This is a genomic window from Ferrovibrio sp. GW821-FHT12E11, from assembly GCF_058806975.1.
Genome location: NZ_JBXAQG010000001.1, coordinates 98208 through 114320 on the forward strand (window position 1 = coordinate 98208; position 16113 = coordinate 114320).

20 protein-coding genes are annotated in these 16113 nt (G+C 63.1%); 7 read left to right on the forward strand and 13 right to left on the reverse strand.

The features are described from left to right. Positions 1-11: 11 nt before the first annotated feature. Positions 12-647 (reverse strand): CGNR zinc finger domain-containing protein, encoded by a 636-nt coding sequence (locus AC1ROT_RS00490; protein ID WP_492996838.1) that lies wholly within the window; start codon positions 645-647, stop codon positions 12-14. Positions 648-700: 53 nt separating this feature from the next. Between AC1ROT_RS00490 and AC1ROT_RS00495 the strand changes: the two genes are divergently transcribed. Beyond that, positions 701-1426 carry an AzlC family ABC transporter permease gene (locus AC1ROT_RS00495; protein WP_492996839.1) on the forward strand — a complete coding sequence of 242 codons (726 nt, stop codon included), beginning with the start codon at positions 701-703 and terminating at the stop codon, positions 1424-1426. Beyond that, on the forward strand, positions 1419-1739 hold the full coding sequence (locus AC1ROT_RS00500) for an AzlD family protein (protein ID WP_492970658.1): 321 nt from the start codon (positions 1419-1421) through the stop codon (positions 1737-1739). The genes AC1ROT_RS00495 and AC1ROT_RS00500 overlap by 8 nt, the downstream gene beginning before the upstream one ends. Positions 1740-1741: 2 nt before the next feature. Here the strand turns inward: AC1ROT_RS00500 and AC1ROT_RS00505 are convergent, their stop codons facing one another. The 8 genes from AC1ROT_RS00505 to AC1ROT_RS00540 form a co-directional block, all read right to left on the reverse strand. Continuing rightward, complete coding sequence (locus tag AC1ROT_RS00505; protein WP_492970657.1) at positions 1742-2413, reverse strand: DUF1345 domain-containing protein; 672 nt, start codon at positions 2411-2413, stop codon at positions 1742-1744. 90 nt (positions 2414-2503) lie between these two features. Then, the gene (locus AC1ROT_RS00510) at positions 2504-3001 is read right to left on the reverse strand and encodes a hypothetical protein (protein ID WP_492970656.1); all 498 of its coding nucleotides are present in this window, start codon (positions 2999-3001) and stop codon (positions 2504-2506) included. 51 nt (positions 3002-3052) lie between these two features. Next, positions 3053-3793: an amino acid ABC transporter ATP-binding protein gene (locus AC1ROT_RS00515; RefSeq protein WP_492970655.1), complete on the reverse strand. Its 741-nt coding sequence runs from the start codon at positions 3791-3793 to the stop codon at positions 3053-3055. A 14-nt stretch (positions 3794-3807) separates the two neighbouring features. Further along, a complete protein-coding gene (locus tag AC1ROT_RS00520) occupies positions 3808-4896 on the reverse strand; it encodes an amino acid ABC transporter permease (protein WP_492996840.1) in 1089 nt (362 codons plus the stop codon). A 1-nt stretch (position 4897) separates the two neighbouring features. Then, a complete protein-coding gene (locus tag AC1ROT_RS00525; RefSeq protein ID WP_492970653.1) occupies positions 4898-6010 on the reverse strand; it encodes an amino acid ABC transporter permease in 1113 nt (370 codons plus the stop codon). Between the two features lie 174 nt (positions 6011-6184). Continuing rightward, the gene (locus AC1ROT_RS00530; protein WP_492970652.1) at positions 6185-7204 is read right to left on the reverse strand and encodes an amino acid ABC transporter substrate-binding protein; all 1020 of its coding nucleotides are present in this window, start codon (positions 7202-7204) and stop codon (positions 6185-6187) included. A 62-nt stretch (positions 7205-7266) separates the two neighbouring features. After that, complete coding sequence (locus AC1ROT_RS00535) at positions 7267-7728, reverse strand: YqaA family protein (RefSeq protein ID WP_492996841.1); 462 nt, start codon at positions 7726-7728, stop codon at positions 7267-7269. Between the two features lie 12 nt (positions 7729-7740). Next, positions 7741-9141, reverse strand: coding sequence for a M20 family metallopeptidase (locus tag AC1ROT_RS00540; RefSeq protein ID WP_492996842.1), 1401 nt, complete (start codon positions 9139-9141; stop codon positions 7741-7743). 72 nt (positions 9142-9213) lie between these two features. On the opposite strand from AC1ROT_RS00540, the gene AC1ROT_RS00545 reads away from it, so the two are divergent. The 5 genes from AC1ROT_RS00545 to AC1ROT_RS00565 all read left to right on the forward strand — a co-directional run bounded on the left by AC1ROT_RS00545 (position 9214) and on the right by AC1ROT_RS00565 (position 12990). Continuing rightward, complete coding sequence (locus AC1ROT_RS00545; RefSeq protein WP_492996843.1) at positions 9214-9807, forward strand: anthrone oxygenase family protein; 594 nt, start codon at positions 9214-9216, stop codon at positions 9805-9807. 42 nt (positions 9808-9849) lie between these two features. Continuing rightward, positions 9850-11034 (forward strand): cystathionine beta-lyase, encoded by a 1185-nt coding sequence (gene metC / locus AC1ROT_RS00550; RefSeq protein WP_492970648.1) that lies wholly within the window; start codon positions 9850-9852, stop codon positions 11032-11034. A 2-nt stretch (positions 11035-11036) separates the two neighbouring features. Beyond that, on the forward strand, positions 11037-11894 hold the full coding sequence (locus AC1ROT_RS00555) for a GNAT family N-acetyltransferase (RefSeq protein ID WP_492996844.1): 858 nt from the start codon (positions 11037-11039) through the stop codon (positions 11892-11894). Between the two features lie 10 nt (positions 11895-11904). After that, positions 11905-12660, forward strand: coding sequence for an enoyl-CoA hydratase (locus AC1ROT_RS00560; protein ID WP_492996845.1), 756 nt, complete (start codon positions 11905-11907; stop codon positions 12658-12660). Between the two features lie 75 nt (positions 12661-12735). After that, on the forward strand, positions 12736-12990 hold the full coding sequence (locus AC1ROT_RS00565; RefSeq protein WP_492996846.1) for a hypothetical protein: 255 nt from the start codon (positions 12736-12738) through the stop codon (positions 12988-12990). 50 nt (positions 12991-13040) lie between these two features. Here the strand turns inward: AC1ROT_RS00565 and AC1ROT_RS00570 are convergent, their stop codons facing one another. The 4 genes from AC1ROT_RS00570 to AC1ROT_RS00585 all read right to left on the reverse strand — a co-directional run bounded on the left by AC1ROT_RS00570 (position 13041) and on the right by AC1ROT_RS00585 (position 16104). After that, positions 13041-13511 (reverse strand): aminoacyl-tRNA deacylase, encoded by a 471-nt coding sequence (locus AC1ROT_RS00570; protein ID WP_492996847.1) that lies wholly within the window; start codon positions 13509-13511, stop codon positions 13041-13043. Positions 13512-13650: 139 nt separating this feature from the next. Beyond that, a complete protein-coding gene (locus AC1ROT_RS00575; protein ID WP_492996848.1) occupies positions 13651-14139 on the reverse strand; it encodes a Fur family transcriptional regulator in 489 nt (162 codons plus the stop codon). A gap of 43 nt (positions 14140-14182) precedes the next feature. After that, entirely contained in the window at positions 14183-15025 is an 843-nt protein-coding gene (locus tag AC1ROT_RS00580) for an alpha/beta fold hydrolase (RefSeq protein ID WP_492996849.1), read from the reverse strand. After that, positions 15022-16104 (reverse strand): branched-chain amino acid ABC transporter permease, encoded by a 1083-nt coding sequence (locus tag AC1ROT_RS00585; RefSeq protein WP_492970641.1) that lies wholly within the window; start codon positions 16102-16104, stop codon positions 15022-15024. Before AC1ROT_RS00585 ends, AC1ROT_RS00580 begins: the two co-directional genes overlap by 4 nt. Between the last annotated feature and the right edge of the window lie 9 nt (positions 16105-16113).

The window sequence follows — 16113 nt, forward strand, 5'->3', positions numbered from 1 at the left end:
CGTGCGGATCGTCAGGCCTGGGTTTTGACTCGCAGATAATGCCGCCGCGCCTTGGCGCGATTGCCGCAGCTTTCCATCGAACACCAGCGGCGACGCTTGTTCGGGCTGGTGTCATGGAACAGCCAGCCGCAATCGGGACCGGCACAGCAGCGGATACTTTCCGGCTCGGCTGTTACCAGCAGTTCCGCACCAAGCCGCGCAACGGCACCCAGCGGCGAGCCCAGGGCGATGCCATCGCCGTGGGATTTCCAGACGAAACGATGACCGATCGGCGCCAGCGTGCGCCCTTCCGGATAGCGCAGTAAACAGCCATTGAGCATATCAAGATCGGCCGGCCGCGCCGCCTTGCCTGCGCGTGTCGCCCGCGCCAGACGATAGAGCGCCTCGCGGAGCGCCACTGCTTCGCTCAGCACGGCAGCGGCCTGTCGCGGATCGGCAGCGGCCTGATGCTCGAGCTCCGTCGCGGTGGCGACCCCGATGATGCCGCAGCGCCGACACCAGGCCAGCAGCGCATCATAGGAGACCAGGGTTTCGACCGGGCCACCCTCGTCTACGGATCGGTCACGCCAGTCCAGCGTATTGACGTAATCCAGCGCCGGATGCCCGCCGAGCAAGCCGAGTTCAAGGATGGGGAGCGCTTTCGCCATATAACCATCATACCGGTTGACTGCCCCGCCGCCAACCCCTAGTTTGCCGCCCCATGCACGCCCAAGCTCCCGATTCTGCCGCGTCCCCGCCGGCCGTGTTCACCGCCGATGGCGTCTGGCACGGCATGAAGCTGACCGCGCCCTACAGCCTCAGCGCGCTGCCCTTCGGTATCGCCTTCGGCGCGGCCGCGCTCGGCGTCACCATGTCTCCGGGCGAAGCCATCCTGATGAGTGCCGCCACCTTTGCCGGCAGCGCGCAGTTCGCCGTGCTGAGCCTGTGGAGCGCCGTACCGCTGCCGGTGGCGGCCATCGTGCTGACCAGTTTCCTGGTCAATGCCCGCCATATCGTCATGGGCGCGGCGATGCATCCCTATATCGCCAACCTGCCGCGTCGCTGGGTGCTGCCGATCTCGGCCGGCATGACCGATGCCGGCTGGGCCATTACGCTGCAGGCGATGATGAACGGCCGGCGCGATCTCGGCATCCTGCTCGGCACCGTCATCATGCAATGGCCGGTCTGGGTCGGCGGCACAGCGCTTGGCGCGCTGGCCAGCAGCGGCGGGCTGGATGTCAAACGCTGGGGCCTCGATGTCCTGATCGCCGGCGTCTTCGCCACCTCGGTGGTCGGGCTCTATCGCGGCCGCAGCGACATCCTGCCCTGGATCGCCGCCATCGCCGGCACCGTGGCTGCCCTGCTCTGGCTGCCCGGCAACTGGTATATCCTGATCGGCGGCCTCTGCGCCGGCCTCGCCGGCCTGTGGAGCAGCCGCCATGACTAGCTTCACCGCCTTCGATCTCACAGCGGTGATTGCCATCTTCGGCATGGCCCTTGCCACGCTGCTGACCCGCGTCGGCGGCTTCTGGATGATGAGCTATGTCACCGTCTCGCCCCGGTTGGAGCGCTTCCTGCGCCACACTGCCGGCGGCGTGCTGATCGCCATCGTGGTGGCGGCCGCCATGAAGGGCGATCCCGCCATGTGGGCGGGTCTGGCCGCCGCCGTTGCGGTGATGCTGATCCTGCGCAAGTCGATGACCGCCATCCTGATCGGCATGGTTATCGCCATTGCCCTGCGCTATGCCGGCCTGAGCTGACCTCAGTTACTGGCGATCAGGTTCACCGTCAGCGCGATCACCGTGGTATTGAAGAAGAACGACACGATGCTGTGTGCCAGCGTCAGCCGCCGCATGCCGCGCGACGAGATCGAAACGTCCGAGACCTGGCAGGTCATGCCGATCACGAAGGAATAGTAGAAGAAATCCCAGTAATCCGGGTCGCCCTTGCCGGGAAAATCCAGACCGCGACGATCTTCTTTTTTCCCGTCACCTTCGGTGTCGCCGTAATAGAGATGGGCGTAGTGCAATGCCAGCACCGTATGGATCAATAGCCAGGCTGCGACCATGCTGGCGCCTCCAAAGCCCAGCCGAAGGGCCAGCACGAGCCCCTGGGCACTGTCTTTGCCATAGACGATCAGGCCAAGCGCCAGCAGGCTGATGACCGCGGCAATCACCACCAGCACGGATATGACCCAGGCGCTGTCATCCAGCTCACGGGCGCGCTTGCGCAGCTGGGCAATCGAGATGCAGCTGACCGCATAGGCGGTCCAGCCCAGGAACAGCGCCACGCCAGCCACCCAGGCGGCTCCGGCATGCACCAGCGGGTCGTCGGGCTCAAACGGCCAGAGGAAGATCGCACTGCCGACGATCAGACAGATCAGCAGCCGCCAGCCAGCCGAGATATGGCGCAATGCGTCAAACAGCCGTGTCATCGTTGCCTCGATTCCATGGCCCTCGACTATACGCCCTGACCGTCGCATGCAGAACGGCGCGGATCGCCGCGCAGTTCCGCTCTCCTTCGCCTATCGCACCGGTGTGGGATCGCCCGCCTGCGACTGCCAGTCGACCACGGCCCACCGGCCATCGATCCGCTGCACCCGGTAACGGGTGGGCGGCGCGGGCGTGGTGGCACAGTCCGGCTCGGCCTGCAGCAGGCCGCAGTTGCGCCCGGCCACGGCAATCACCGCTTCGTCCGCCGAAGACTGTTCGGCCGCGGCAACGCGATAGCTCCACCAGTACCGGGAATTCGACATTGTCATCAGACTGCCGGCAGCCCCGTTGGCACCGGACCAGACGATGCGGCAGAGATCCGTATCGCGGCGGGCGAAACAGGCCAGCAGGGTTTCAACGGCACAGAGTGGGGTTTCAGGTCGGCCGATGCAGCGGCTGTCACTGCGGCCGGCAGGGCCAATCAGGCGGTATTGCCCGACCGGATCGATGGCCGGCAACTGGGCCCAGGCGGGGCCGCTGGCCGCCGGGACCGCCGTAAGCACAAGAAGAACTGCGACAAGACTGCGCATGATGCTCCTCCCCGTTTGTTATGGGGAGGAGCATAGCACGGTTTTAACCGATCAGTGCAGGATCTGGCTCAGGAACAGCTGGGTGCGTTCGTTCTGCGGATTGGAGAAGAACTCGTTCGGCGTGTTCTGCTCGATGATCTCGCCGCGATCCATGAAGATCACGCGATCCGCCACCTTGCGGGCAAAGCCCATTTCATGGGTGACGCAGATCATGGTCATGCCGCCGTCCTCGGCCAGGCCGACCATAACGTCCAGCACTTCCTTGACCATTTCCGGATCGAGCGCCGAGGTCGGCTCATCGAACAGCATGATCTTCGGGTTCATGCATAGCGAGCGGGCGATGGCGACGCGCTGCTGCTGGCCACCCGAGAGCTGGCCGGGGAATTTACCGGCCTGCTCAGGAATACGCACCCGGTTCAAGTATTTCATCGCCGTCGCTTCGGCCTCAGCCTTGGGCTTCTTCAGCACCCAGATCGGGCCGAGCGTCAGATTTTCCAGCACGGTCAGATGCGGGAACAGGTTGAAATGCTGGAACACCATGCCGACCTCGCGACGGATCGCGTCGATATTCTTGAGGTCGTTGGTCAGTTCGGTGCCATCGACGATGATATGGCCCTTCTGGTGCTCTTCCAGCCGGTTTATGCAGCGGATCATGGTCGACTTGCCGGAGCCCGACGGGCCACAGACGACGATACGCTCGCCCTTCTTGACGTTGAGGTTGATGTTCCGCAACACGTGGAACTCGCCATACCACTTGTTGACGCTCTGCAGCTCGATAACGTTGTTCGCCATGGTCAATTGATCCTTCAGCGCTTGTGTCCGGTGGCCAGACGCTTTTCCAGGTTCTGGCTGTATTTGGACATCGAATAGCAAAAGACGAAGTAGATCGCCGAAACGAAGAAATAGGCTTCGATCGAGAAGCCACGCCAGGCGGGATCGGTGAGCGCCACCTTGGTCGACTGCATCAGGTCATAGATGCCGATGATGACCACCAGCGAGGTGTCCTTGAACACCGCGATGAACAGGCTGACCAAGGGCGGAATCACGATCTTGAGGGCCTGCGGCAGGATGACGAAGCTCATCTTCTGGCCGTAACTGAGGCCGAGCGAATCAGCGCCCTCATACTGTCCCTTCGGGATCGCCTGCAGGCCGCCACGCACCACCTCGGCCAGATAGGCCGCCGCGAACAGGATGATGGCGATCTGGGCGCGCAGCAGCTTGTCGATGCTGAAGCCTTCCGGCAGGAACAGCGGCAGCATCACCGACGACATGAACAGCATGCTGATCAGCGGCACGCCGCGGATCAGTTCGATGTAGAGCACACAAAGCGTCTTGATCGCCGGCATCTTCGAGCGTCGACCCAGCGCCAGCATGACGCCAAAAGGAAACGCGATGGCGATGCCGAAGGTGGCCAGGATCAGGGTCAGCGGCAGGCCACCCCAGAGCGTGTCCTCAACATATTTAAGCCCGAGGATGCCGCCCCACATCAGCACGGCGACGGCGATCAGGCCGCCAACCCAGATGACCAGCAGGCTGGCATTCCAGAACCGCGGCACGCAGCTCATCACGATCATCGCGATCAGCAGGACGGTGGCGATCAGTGGACGCCACTGTTCGTCATAGGGATACAGACCGAACAGCATCAGACGGTATTTCACGCCGATGAAGGCCCAGCAGGCGCCGCCGGTACCGCGGCATTCCTGCGATGTCGCCGCCATGAAATTCGCCTTGATCAGGGCCCATTCAATGAATGGCGGCAAGGACATCAGCACCAGCCAGACCGACAGGATGGTCAGGATGGCGTTCAGGGGTGAAGAGAACAGACGCTCGCGCACCCAGGCGATCGGCCCGGTGGTGGAGGTCGGCGGCGGCAGGGATTCGGTGGCTGTCGTCATCTTACCGCTCCACCAACGCAATATGTTTGTTGTACCAGTTCATGAACATCGAGATCGAAAGACTGATGGTCAGATACACGGCCATGATGATCAGGATGCCTTCGATGGCCTGACCGGTCTGGTTCAGCGTGGTGTTGGCGACCGAGACGATATCGGGATACCCGATCGCCACCGCCAGCGAGCTGTTCTTGGTCAGGTTCAGATACTGGCTGGTCATCGGCGGAATGATCACGCGCAGCGACTGCGGCAGCACGATCAGCCGCAGGGTCTGGCTGCGGCTTAATCCGATGGCACTCGCCGCCTCCCATTGGCCGTAACTCACCGCCTGGATGCCGGCGCGCACCACCTCGGCGATGAAGCCGGCGGTATAGAGCACAAGACCGAACAGCAGGGCGGCGAATTCCGGCGTCAGCGTGGCACCGCCGACGAAATTGAAGCCCTGCAGCTTCGGTACGTTCAGCTCCATCGGCGCACCGCCGATCAGCCAGCCGAGGAACGGCATGCCGATCAGCAATGCGATGGCCGTGCGATAGACCGGAAAGGCCAGGCCGGTCGCGTCCTGGCGTTTCTTGGCGAAGTGAACCACCACACCGATCAGCACCAGCGCCAGCAGGAAGCCGATGGCGGCGAGATCGAAGGCGAAATGGTCGGTCGGCGACGGCACCTTGATGCCGCGATTGGACATGAAGACGCCCGGCATGACGTTGATAGCCGAACGCGGGCCCGGCAGCGTCTCGGTGATGATCGCATACCAGAAGAACAGCTGCAGCAGCAGCGGCACGTTGCGGATGACCTCGACGTAGATCATCGCCAGCTTGGACACCAGCCAGTTCTTCGACAGCCGGGCGATGCCGACGATCGTGCCGATGATGGTGGCCAGGATGATGCCGATCACCGCCACGCGGATGGTGTTCAGCAGGCCGACCAGAATGGCGCGGGCATAGGTGTTTTCCGGCCCGAATTCGATGGGCGATTCGCCGATGGCGAAACCGGATTCCCGCTTGAGGAAATCAAAGCCGGTGGAAATATTGCGAATGGAAAGATTATGCAGTGTGTTGGAGATCAGGAACCAGGCGACGACAGCGACCAGTCCGACAGCAACAACCTGATACACGACGGATCTTACATCCGGATCATACCAGCTTAAACGACGCGGCGGCGCAGCTTGCGCCCCCCTTACCCGATCTTCGGCCATGTGCCCCCCATGGCTAAGAGAACTGAATATAGGCGTAGAGAATGGAGTGGCCGGCAGCGCCCTGTATTCGCTGCCGGCCTCCCCTACCTGATCTTACCGGATCGGCCAAGCGTACAGCGCGCCGCCCTTCGACCACATCTGGTTCACACCACGGGCCAGCTTGAGCGGGCTGCCCATGCCGACATTACGCTCGAAGCTTTCGCCGTAATTGCCGACCTGCTTGATGATGTTGTAGCCCCACTTCTCATCGACGCCGAGCGCCTTGCCCGCACCCGGGGTGACGCCCAGGATGCGCTTGATGTTGGGGTTGTCGCTCTTCAGCATTTCGTCGACATTCGCCGACGTGATGCCGTATTCCTCGGCCTCGATCATCGCATTGAGGGCCCAGCGAACCACGACCAGCCACTGGTCGTCACCCTGACGAACCATCGGGCCGAGCGGCTCCTTGGAGATGATTTCCGGCAGGATCAGATGATCGTCGCCGTTCGGCAGCTGCGTGGCGCGGGTGGCGGCGAGGCCAGACGCGTCCGTGGTGTAGACGTCGCAACGGCCCGAGGCATATGCGGCGACGACTTCGTCGAGCTTCTCGATGACCACCGGCTTGAAGGTCATCTTCTCCGAGCGGAAATAGTCGGCGAGATTCAGTTCGGTGGTGGTGCCCGGCTGCACGCAGACGGTGGCGCCATTCAGCTCCTTGGCGCTCTTCACGCCCAGCTTCTTGGTCACCATGAAGCCCTGGCCGTCATAATAGTTGATACCGGCGCCGATCAGACCCAGCGACGCGTCGCGGGTCAGGGTCTGCGTGGTATTACGCGACAGGACGTCGACTTCGCCCGACTGCAGGGCGGTGAAGCGCTGCTGGGCGGTCAGACCGGTATACTTGACCTTGGTCGCGTCGCCGAACACTGCAGCAGCAACCGCGCGGCACACGTCGACGTCGAGGCCCTTCCAGACGCCCTGGCTGTCCGGCGCGGCAAAGCCGCCCAGACCGGTATTCGTTCCGCATTGCACGAAGCCCTTGGCCTTGACGGCATCAAAGGTGGCGCCCGCCTGCGCGCCCTGCGCAATAAACACGAGCGCAGCCGCGGCAGCGGCCGTTTGCAAAAGTTTCATGGATATAACCCTTCCCTGTTGTGACTGGGTACTGCGTTTCCACAGCTACCGTGGCTAAATTATCACGACGCCGCAAAAACCGGCAAGACAACGTCAGTTATCCACAGGACCATCGCATAACGGGCTGCCTTGCCGATGGTTACTGCTATCAAAAATCGGGCCAACGGATACCGCAGCGTGCCCGCTGCGAAGGTCAGCGGATCGCCAATGACCGGAATCCATGAAAAAAGCAGCGTAATACCGCCCCAGCGGCGGAATCGTTCTTCGGCTTTGTGCAACTGCACAACACTGATCGGAAACCAGCGCTTGTGCTTAAAGCGCAGGCACCAGCCTCCCAATAACCAGTTGATCAGTGCACCGCATACATTTCCGCTTGTCGCAACCGCAAAAAGAATGAGCGGCGGAGCCGCCGCTGCGGCATGGGCGGCGGCCAGGGCCGCTTCCGAGGATAACGGCAACAGGGTCGCCGCCAGCAGCGACCACAGGAACAGGCCGCCCAGGCTGACCGTCGGATCGAAACTCACGTCCGCAGACTGTCAGGACGGCAGAACGGCGGCGTCGGCCTCGCCCAGATCCCAGAGCAGGCCAGCCATCATTGCCAGCCCTTCCCGCATCACCGGCAGCAGGATGTGCTCGTTCGGCGCATGCTGCGAACAAGCCGCGTAGGAGTGCGGCATCCATACGGTCGGCAGGCCCATGGTTTCGGCGAACACCTCGTTGGGCAACGAACCGCCCAGATTGGGCAGCAGGGCCGGCTTGCGGCCCATGGTGCGCTCCACCGATGCCACCGCGAAATTCACATAGGGGTGGTCAGGATCGAGCCGCGTGGCGCGGAAGACCTCGGCCCGGGCCTGCGTGACCTGCACCTGCGGGAAGCCATGACGGTCGAGATGGCGTCGTAATGCTGGCAGGAACTGCGAGGAGTCCGGCCCGACCACGAAGCGGATCTGGCAATGCGCCGTGGCAATACCGGGAATGGCATTGACGGGGAATTCCGGATTGCCGGTCTTGAAGGCCAGCACATCGAAGCTGCACCAGCCATAGACGCGCTCGGCCGGCGTCAGGCCCGGCTCGCCCCACCAGGTGTCGATGGCCGGACCATCGCTGCCGCCGCTGACCTCGCAATCGGCCAGCGCACGCCGCACATTGGCCGGCAGCTCGCTCGGCACCCATTCCGGCACACGAATCTGGCCGGTCGGACCGGCAATGCTCGCAATGGCATGGGCGAGAATAATGCCAGGATCTGCCAGCAGGCCGCCCCAGTTGCCCGAGTGATGTGCGCCCTGACGCAGATCGACGGTGAGGTCGAAATTCATCGCACCACGCGCGCCGCAATACAGTGTCGGCCGTTCCGGCGACAGGCGCGGACCGTCGGAAGCCAGGAACAGATTGGCCTGCCATGCGTCTTTCTGGGATTTGCAAAACGCCTCCAGGCCGGGCGAGCCGACTTCCTCGCCAGTCTCGATCAGCAACACGACATTGAACCCCAGCTTACCACCGCGCGCCTTCAGCACGGCGCTCAGCGCGGCGATGTTGACCGTATGCTGGCCCTTGTTGTCGGCCGTGCCACGACCGTAAAGCCTGTCGCCTTCCTGCGTGACCACCCAGGGATTGAGGCCGCTGCGCCATTGCGCATCCTGGCCACGGATCACATCGCCATGGCCATAGGAAAACACCGTCTTGGTTGCGCCAGACTCACGACGGATGCCGACCAGGAACGGGCCGCCTTTCGGCGACGGATTGGGATGCACGCTGCACTGGAACCCCAAAGCCTCAAGGCTGCCGCGCATCTCCTGTTCCAGATAATTGCCGAGGGCCGCGCCGCGGTCTGGGTTCTGACTTTCGGTCGGGATCGCCACCCGGCGGGTCAGATCGGCGGCAAAACCGCCCTCGTCCAGGTAGGCAGTGGCAGCTTGAATGGCGGCGGCGCGGGTCACGGGACAACCTCATCAGAAAGGACCGGACTGTTTTAGGCCGCCAGACAGGCCTCCGCCAAGACCCATGGCAGAATGAAAATGTTCCGCGCAGGAAAACCGGCACTCTGCCGTGGAGGCAACCATCGCGTCGCCAATCTCGGGGGAAGCATGCTGCGACCGTTTCGCCTGTCCGTCACCGGCCTCGCCGCACTCACCGCGGCCTTGATGGCCGGTTTCTTCTATGCTTATCACTGTTCCGTTATGGTCGGCTTTACCGCCGCCGATCCGTCAGTGGCCATCGCTGCCATGCAGGCGATAAACGCCACGGTACGCAATATGACTTTCGCTGCCGGCTTTTTCGGGACGCTGCTCTTCGGATTGCTGGCCAGCCTTGCAGCCATGGCCCGGCCACGCGATCCCGCCAGCTGGCTGATCTGGACAGGAACCGCATTCTACGCTCTGGGCGCGTTCGGCGTGACCATGACCTACAATGTCCCGCTGAATGAGATGCTGGCATCCATTGGCACAGCGTCTTCCGCGGCTGCGACGGTCTGGCAGGATTATGCCGACCCCTGGATGGCGTGGAATGCGTTGCGCATGGCGGCCAGCGTTTTGACGCTGATTTCATTCGGGGCGGCTTTATGGCTGGAAGCCCAGGCAGATACCCCCGCCAAGCCTTCTCACTGAGCGAGGTCTTTGCGATAGTCGGACACCACATTGGAGTCCGCCATGAAAGACGAAACCAAGCTCGCCACCCTGGGCCGCGATCCCGAAGGCCATCACGGCGCCGTCAATATCCCGGTCTACCGGGCCTCGACGATCCTGCAGCCCAGCCTGAAGGCGCTGGCCGACGTCTATTCGGCGAAAATGAAGGACGAGCAGGTCACCACCTATGGCCGCGCCGGCACGCCGCTGACCTATGCCTTCGAGAACACGCTGGCCGAACTGGAAGGCGGCTATCGCGCCATCGCTTATCCGTCAGGTGCCGGCGCCTGTTCGGGCGCAATCCTGAGCGTGGTGAAATCGGGTGACCATATTCTGGTCATCGACAACATCTACGGCCCGACCCGGCATTTCTGCGACACCGTGCTCAAGCGCATGGGTGTCGAGACCGAGTATTTTCCGACCGCTATCGACATGGCCGGCTTCAAGGCGCGCTTCCGCGCCAATACCTCGCTGGTCTTCATTGAATCGCCGGGCTCGCTCACCTTCGAGATGATCGATGTGCCAGCGATTGCCGAGGTCACGCACAAGCATGGCGCCAAGCTGGCGATGGACAACACCTGGGGCACGTCGCTCTATTTCAAGAGCTTCAGCCATGGCGTCGATCTCTCGGTACATGCGGCAACCAAATACATCGTCGGTCATTCCGACGCGATGCTGGGCATCGTGATCGCCAACAAGGAAAGCTGGCCGGACCTGCGTGAGACCGCGCGCGCCATCGGCGCCAATGCCGGGCCGGATGAAGTCTATCTCGGCCTGCGCGGCCTGCGCACCATGGCCGTGCGTCTTCCTCGCCACATGGAGAGCGGCATTGCCATCGCCGACTGGCTGCGTGGCCGGGAGGAAGTCACCAGCGTGCGCCACCCTGCCCTGTCGCAGGACCCGGGCCATGCCTTGTGGAAGCGCGACTTCCTCGGCGCCTGCGGACTGTTCGCCTTCGAGCTGCAGAAGAAATATTCCGAGGCTGCCGTCGCCGAATTCGTCGACCATCTCGAACTCTTCGGTATCGGCTATTCCTGGGGCGGTTACGAGAGCCTGATCTCCGTGCCTGCGATCAAGGGCGTGCGCACGGCCGAGCCCTGGCAGAATCACGGCTCGCTGATCCGTGTGCATATCGGCCTGGAAGATCCCGGCGATCTGATCGCCGACCTCAAGGCCGGGTTCGACCGGCTGAACAGAGCGCAGGGCTGACGGTGGCTGACCTGCGCCTGCTGGAGCCGGCCGACCAACCGGCACTGGATGCCTTCCTGGCCCGGCACACCGTCGAAACCATGGTCCTGCGGTCCAGCCTGCACCACAGCGGCATCCGGGATGGCAATACGCCCTACCACGGCCGCTACGCCGCCGCTTTCGAGGCCGGCGATATTATCGGCACCGTAGCCCGCTACTGGAATGACATCCTTGCAGTGTATGCGCCGCAGCACGTGGCGGCACTAACTGCCCTGCTTGCAGGCGATCGCCGACCGGTGGGCATTCTTGGCCCCTGGAAACAGGCTCTGGATGCGCAGGATGCCCTGCAACCGGCTGTCACGCATTACAGGCTGCGCGTGAAAGAGATTTTGATGGCTTTGCAGCTCGACCGGCTGCAAATGCCGAACCCGATGCTGGAAAACCAGAATCTGCAGTGCCGGCTGGCGACGACGGAAGATATCTCGCTGCTGCAGCAATGGCGCATCGACTACTGTTGCGAGAGCCTTGGCGCAACGCCATCGCAGGATCTGACCCGGAGCTGTCACGAAGAGACGAAACTCTGGGTAACCGAGCAGGCACAGTTCATCCTGATGGATGGCGACCTGCCGGTCTCGGGCTGTTGCTTCAATGCGCGCGTGCCCGATACCGTGCAGGTCGGCAACGCCTGGACGCCGCCACATCTCCGCAGTCGCGGCTATGCCCGCGCCGTGATTGCCAGCGCGCTGGAGCAGGCCCGTCGCAATGGCGTGACCCAGGCGACCCTGTTCACGGCTGAAGACAATCGTGCCGGGCAGACGGCTTACGCTGCGTTAGGCTTCACCCCTGTCGGCGACTATGCCATCCTGCTGTTCGCCGACTAGGGAGCGAACCATGACCGAGATCCTGACCAGCCAGGCCGATGGCATCCTGACCATCACCTTCAACCGGCCTGACAAGAAGAATGCCCTGACCTCGGCCATGTATGCGACACTGGCCGATGCACTGGAGGCAGCCGAGACGGACAGCGCCGTGCGGGTGATCCTGTTCGCCGGCAATGGCGGCGCCTTCACGGCCGGCAATGACCTGCAGGATTTCCTCAACAATCCGCCGCAGGGCGAGAACAGCCCGGTCTTCCGCTTCCTGCGGGCCATCAGCACGGCATCGAAGCCGCTGGTCGCCGCCGTCGCAGGCGTGGCCGTGGGCGTCGGCTCGACCATGCTGTTGCATTGCGATCTGGTCTATGCCAGTGAAAGCGCGAAATTCTCCTTCCCCTTCGTCAATCTCGCGCTGGTGCCGGAAGCTGCCTCGTCCCTGCTGCTGCCAAGACTGACCGGCCATCAGCGTGCGGCTGAACTGATCCTGCTGGGCGAGCCCTTCACACCGGCCACGGCGAAGGAGTTTGGCATCGTCAATGCGATTTTCCCTGACGACCGGCTGCTGGCTGAAGCTACCGCCATTGCCGGAAAGCTGGCCGCCAAGCCGCCAACGGCGATCAAGCTGACCAAGCAATTGCTGCGTGGCGCCAAGGGCGATGTCGCCAGCCAGATGGCGGCCGAGGGTGCGCATTTCCGGGCCCAGTTACAATCCGCGGAAGCGCGCGAGGCCATGACGGCGTTTTTCGAGAAACGGCCGCCGAAATTCGGCTGATTCCAGGGCATTAAAAATCCTGGAACATCTCTGCTGCCGGCGGGTTTTCCCTGTTCAACAACAAGGGAGAAAATCATGCCCAATAAACAGCAGCAGCCCCGCCAGAAGACCGCGCCGCAAGGCGCCCCGCACAGCGATGTGGGGCGCGACACCGATAATGACGGTCGCGTGGTGCAGCCGGGCCATATGGCCGGCGATGTTGATGGCGCCCAGCAGCGGCGCATGCAGAGCGACTATATCGGCAAGGACACCGATGGTGACGGTCGTGTCGTCAAACCGGGTCGCAAGCCTGGCGAAATCGACGGCGACCGTCAGAAGCAGAAACACTGACCGGTTGTCATACTGGAAAGGCCCGCAGTTCTGCGGGCCTTTCTGATTCTTCAGTGCGAGACACTGATCCGTGCATGCCGGGCTTCCGGCATCAGCCGCCGGAAATCCTTGCCACTGACATGAACCAGTGTGCAATGGTCACCGCCCTCGAAATACAGGTCATCCATCGCGTCGAGGCTGCGGTCGATCACCACTTCCACGCCATAGGCGCTGCCTAAAGGCGGCAGCGCGCCCGGTGCGCAATCGCGAAACAGGGACTGAATATCGCTTTCGGTGGCGAGTTCTACCGGCCGCTTCACGGCCCGCGACAGCTTGTGCAGCGCCACATCGCAGCAGGCCGGCACGGCAGCCAGCATGAAGCCGTCATCATCCTCCATCAGAACCGCTTTGACCACGCAGGACTCCGGCACACCTGCCGAATGGGCGGCCTGCTGCATAGTCGCAGCATGCGGATGGGCGATGGTATCGTAGGGAATATCATGACGGTCGAGAAACTGACGCAGACTGCTTGCAAGTGCCATGGAACCCTCCTCTGGCAAGGGTAGCGGCTGCCGGTGCGTTATTCCCCCCGGCATCCGCCGGTGCCATCAGGTTATGCCGGTTTTATGCCTGGGCATAATGACAAAGCTGGGACTGGCGGTCGGCCCGGTAAACCGCGGATCAGACGGCCCGGCAGTCGCGGCAGATGCCGACGACTTCGATCGTCTGGCGTTCGACCTGGAAGCCCAGGGACCGGGCGTCCTGCTGAATGCGGTGCCCCAGTTCGGGGTCGTTGATCTCGATGGCGGTGCCGCAGGTGCGGCAGATGAATATTTCCTGCTGCACGGCATGGCCGGGTTCGGCACAGCCGATGAAAGCGTTCAGACTTTCCACCCGGTGCACCAGCCCCTGTTCGACCAGGAAATCCAGTGCCCGGTAAACCGTGGGCGGTGCCGCCTTCTGACCGTCGCTGCCCAGCTGGGCCAGCAGATCGTAGGCGCCCGCCGGTTTGTGACTCTGCCAGATCAGCTCCAGCACCCGGCGGCGCACGGGTGTGAGCTTGGCGCCCTTGGCGGCACAATGGGCCTCTGCCCGGGTAAGGGCATCGGTGATGCAGACGTCGTGATCATGGCCATGACCGTGGTCGTAAATATGGGGCGCGCTGGACATGCCACCAGTATAGGGCGGCGACCGCGCCCGGCCAACTGCCGCCCTATTCGGCCAGGAAGGCCGCAATCAGGGCGATTTGCTCGGGCGTATCCAGGGCGGGAGCATGGCCGATGCCCGGGATGTCGATCCGGCGGGCCTTTGGTCCGCGCTGCGTCATGGCGGTGGCGGTTTCATCGCTCAGCAGATCGGATACGGCCCCGCGGATCAGCAGTGTGCGCGCCGAAATCAGGTCATAGACCGGCCAGGCATCCCCCGAAGCGCCCGCGCTCTGCCGCCCCAGCACGGCCGCGATCTGCGGATCGTAATGTGGGGTCAGGCGGCCATCGGGCAGCCGCCGCGCCGAGGTCTCGGCCAGCTTGCGCCAGCCGGCCTCGCTGGTAATACCGAAGGGGGTATAGATTTGGCGGAAATACTGTTCCAGCTCCGGCAGCGTGGCAAAGGCAGGCGGCGTGCCGGCATAAGAGAGAATGCGCTGCACGGCACCGGGTGCGATTTCCGGCCCCACATCGTTGAGCACCAGATGGCTGATGCGACCTTTCAGCGCCGTGGCCGCAGCGACCATGCCGATCAGACCGCCCATCGAAGTGCCAACCCAGCGCACGGCTTCAAGCTTCAGCTGCTCCAGCAGCTCAATAGCCTGGCGGGCATAGAAGGGTACGGTGTATTCGGCATCGGGATGCGGGCTCCATTCGCTGAAGCCACGCCCGATGGTATCGACGGCGATCAGACGGTAATGCGCGGCCAGTGCCGCGGCCAGATCGTCAAAGTCATGGGCGTTGCGGGCAAAACCATGCCAGAGGATCACCGGCGGCGCGTCCTCCCGGCCCCAGTCCAGCAGATGGACGCTCCGGCCAGCCAGGGTGATGTAGTGAGAACGTGGGATCATTTGCGCATCTGCCGCAGTTTGCCGACGATGCCGACCGGGAAAAAATAGACGCTGAGTACAAACAGGATGCCGAGCCAGAGCAGCCAGCGGTCGGCATGGAACAGATTGGGCAGCAGCGGGATACCGGCCGCAGCCAGCGCCGCGCTGAACTGGCCCATCAGAACCTGCAGGTAATTCTGCGCCAGGATGAAAATCGTGGCACCGAGCACGGCGCCATACAGCGTACCCATGCCGCCGATCACCACCATGAGCAGGATGTCGATCATGATGGCGAAGCTGAGTGTCGTGTCCGGACCGGTATACCGCAGCCACAGTGCCATCAGCACGCCGGCCAGCGTGGCCATGCCGGCCGACAGACAGTTGGCAATCGAACGGTAGACGACAACGCGGTAGCCCAGCGCTTCGGCACGGAAATCGTTTTCCCGGATCGCCTGCAGCACGCGGCCGAAGGGCGAGTTGACGACGCGCAGCGCCAGCAGGAACAGCAGAAGCGCCGAGAGGAAAATCAGGTAATAGGCCAGGATGCGACCATTGATCATCACGCCCATGACCGGCTCATCGAACAGACGGAAGGCCGGCCGCAACAATTCCGGAATCCGGTAGCTGCGGCCGTCCTCTCCCCCCGTAATCTCGTTGAGCTGGGATGCCAGGATGGCGAAGGCGGAGGCGACCGCCAGCGTTATCATGGCGAAGAAGATCGCCCGTACGCGCAGGCTGAAGAGGCCGATCAGCAGCGCCAGCAGCATGGATAGCACCAGCGCAACCACCACGCCGATGCCGAGCGCGCCCCAGCCGGCATCGAAATTGTACATGGCGATGGCCACACCATACCCGCCGATGCCGTAGAACATCGTATGGGCGAAGGAGACGATGCCGGTATAGCCGAGCAGCAGGTCGTAGCTCGCCACCAGGATGACAAAGACGCAGATCTTGGCCGCCACATTCAGCGGCTGGCTGCCGGGGAACAGGAAGGGCGCGAAGGCCAGGCAGATCAGGATGACGAACAGTACGCCACCCAGCACCCTGGAACGCGGGTAATCGCCGGACAGCAGGCTGTGGATCGGATTACTGGGCAGCATGGTCGCCTC

Bases quoted from the DNA above. Each gene is read 5' to 3' on its own strand.
- AC1ROT_RS00490 (WP_492996838.1), bottom strand. From the start codon at position 647: ATGGCGAAAGCGCTCCCCATCCTTGAACTCGGCTTGCTCGGCGGGCAT.
- AC1ROT_RS00495 (WP_492996839.1), top strand. From the start codon at position 701: ATGCACGCCCAAGCTCCCGATTCTGCCGCGTCCCCGCCGGCCGTGTTC.
- AC1ROT_RS00500 (WP_492970658.1), top strand. From the start codon at position 1,419: ATGACTAGCTTCACCGCCTTCGATCTCACAGCGGTGATTGCCATCTTC.
- AC1ROT_RS00505 (WP_492970657.1), bottom strand. From the start codon at position 2,413: ATGACACGGCTGTTTGACGCATTGCGCCATATCTCGGCTGGCTGGCGG.
- AC1ROT_RS00510 (WP_492970656.1), bottom strand. From the start codon at position 3,001: ATGCGCAGTCTTGTCGCAGTTCTTCTTGTGCTTACGGCGGTCCCGGCG.
- AC1ROT_RS00515 (WP_492970655.1), bottom strand. From the start codon at position 3,793: ATGGCGAACAACGTTATCGAGCTGCAGAGCGTCAACAAGTGGTATGGC.
- AC1ROT_RS00520 (WP_492996840.1), bottom strand. From the start codon at position 4,896: ATGACGACAGCCACCGAATCCCTGCCGCCGCCGACCTCCACCACCGGG.
- AC1ROT_RS00530 (WP_492970652.1), bottom strand. From the start codon at position 7,204: ATGAAACTTTTGCAAACGGCCGCTGCCGCGGCTGCGCTCGTGTTTATT.
- AC1ROT_RS00545 (WP_492996843.1), top strand. From the start codon at position 9,214: ATGAAAATGTTCCGCGCAGGAAAACCGGCACTCTGCCGTGGAGGCAAC.
- metC (WP_492970648.1), top strand. From the start codon at position 9,850: ATGAAAGACGAAACCAAGCTCGCCACCCTGGGCCGCGATCCCGAAGGC.
- AC1ROT_RS00560 (WP_492996845.1), top strand. From the start codon at position 11,905: ATGACCGAGATCCTGACCAGCCAGGCCGATGGCATCCTGACCATCACC.
- AC1ROT_RS00565 (WP_492996846.1), top strand. From the start codon at position 12,736: ATGCCCAATAAACAGCAGCAGCCCCGCCAGAAGACCGCGCCGCAAGGC.
- AC1ROT_RS00570 (WP_492996847.1), bottom strand. From the start codon at position 13,511: ATGGCACTTGCAAGCAGTCTGCGTCAGTTTCTCGACCGTCATGATATT.
- AC1ROT_RS00575 (WP_492996848.1), bottom strand. From the start codon at position 14,139: ATGTCCAGCGCGCCCCATATTTACGACCACGGTCATGGCCATGATCAC.
- AC1ROT_RS00580 (WP_492996849.1), bottom strand. From the start codon at position 15,025: ATGATCCCACGTTCTCACTACATCACCCTGGCTGGCCGGAGCGTCCAT.
- AC1ROT_RS00585 (WP_492970641.1), bottom strand. From the start codon at position 16,104: ATGCTGCCCAGTAATCCGATCCACAGCCTGCTGTCCGGCGATTACCCG.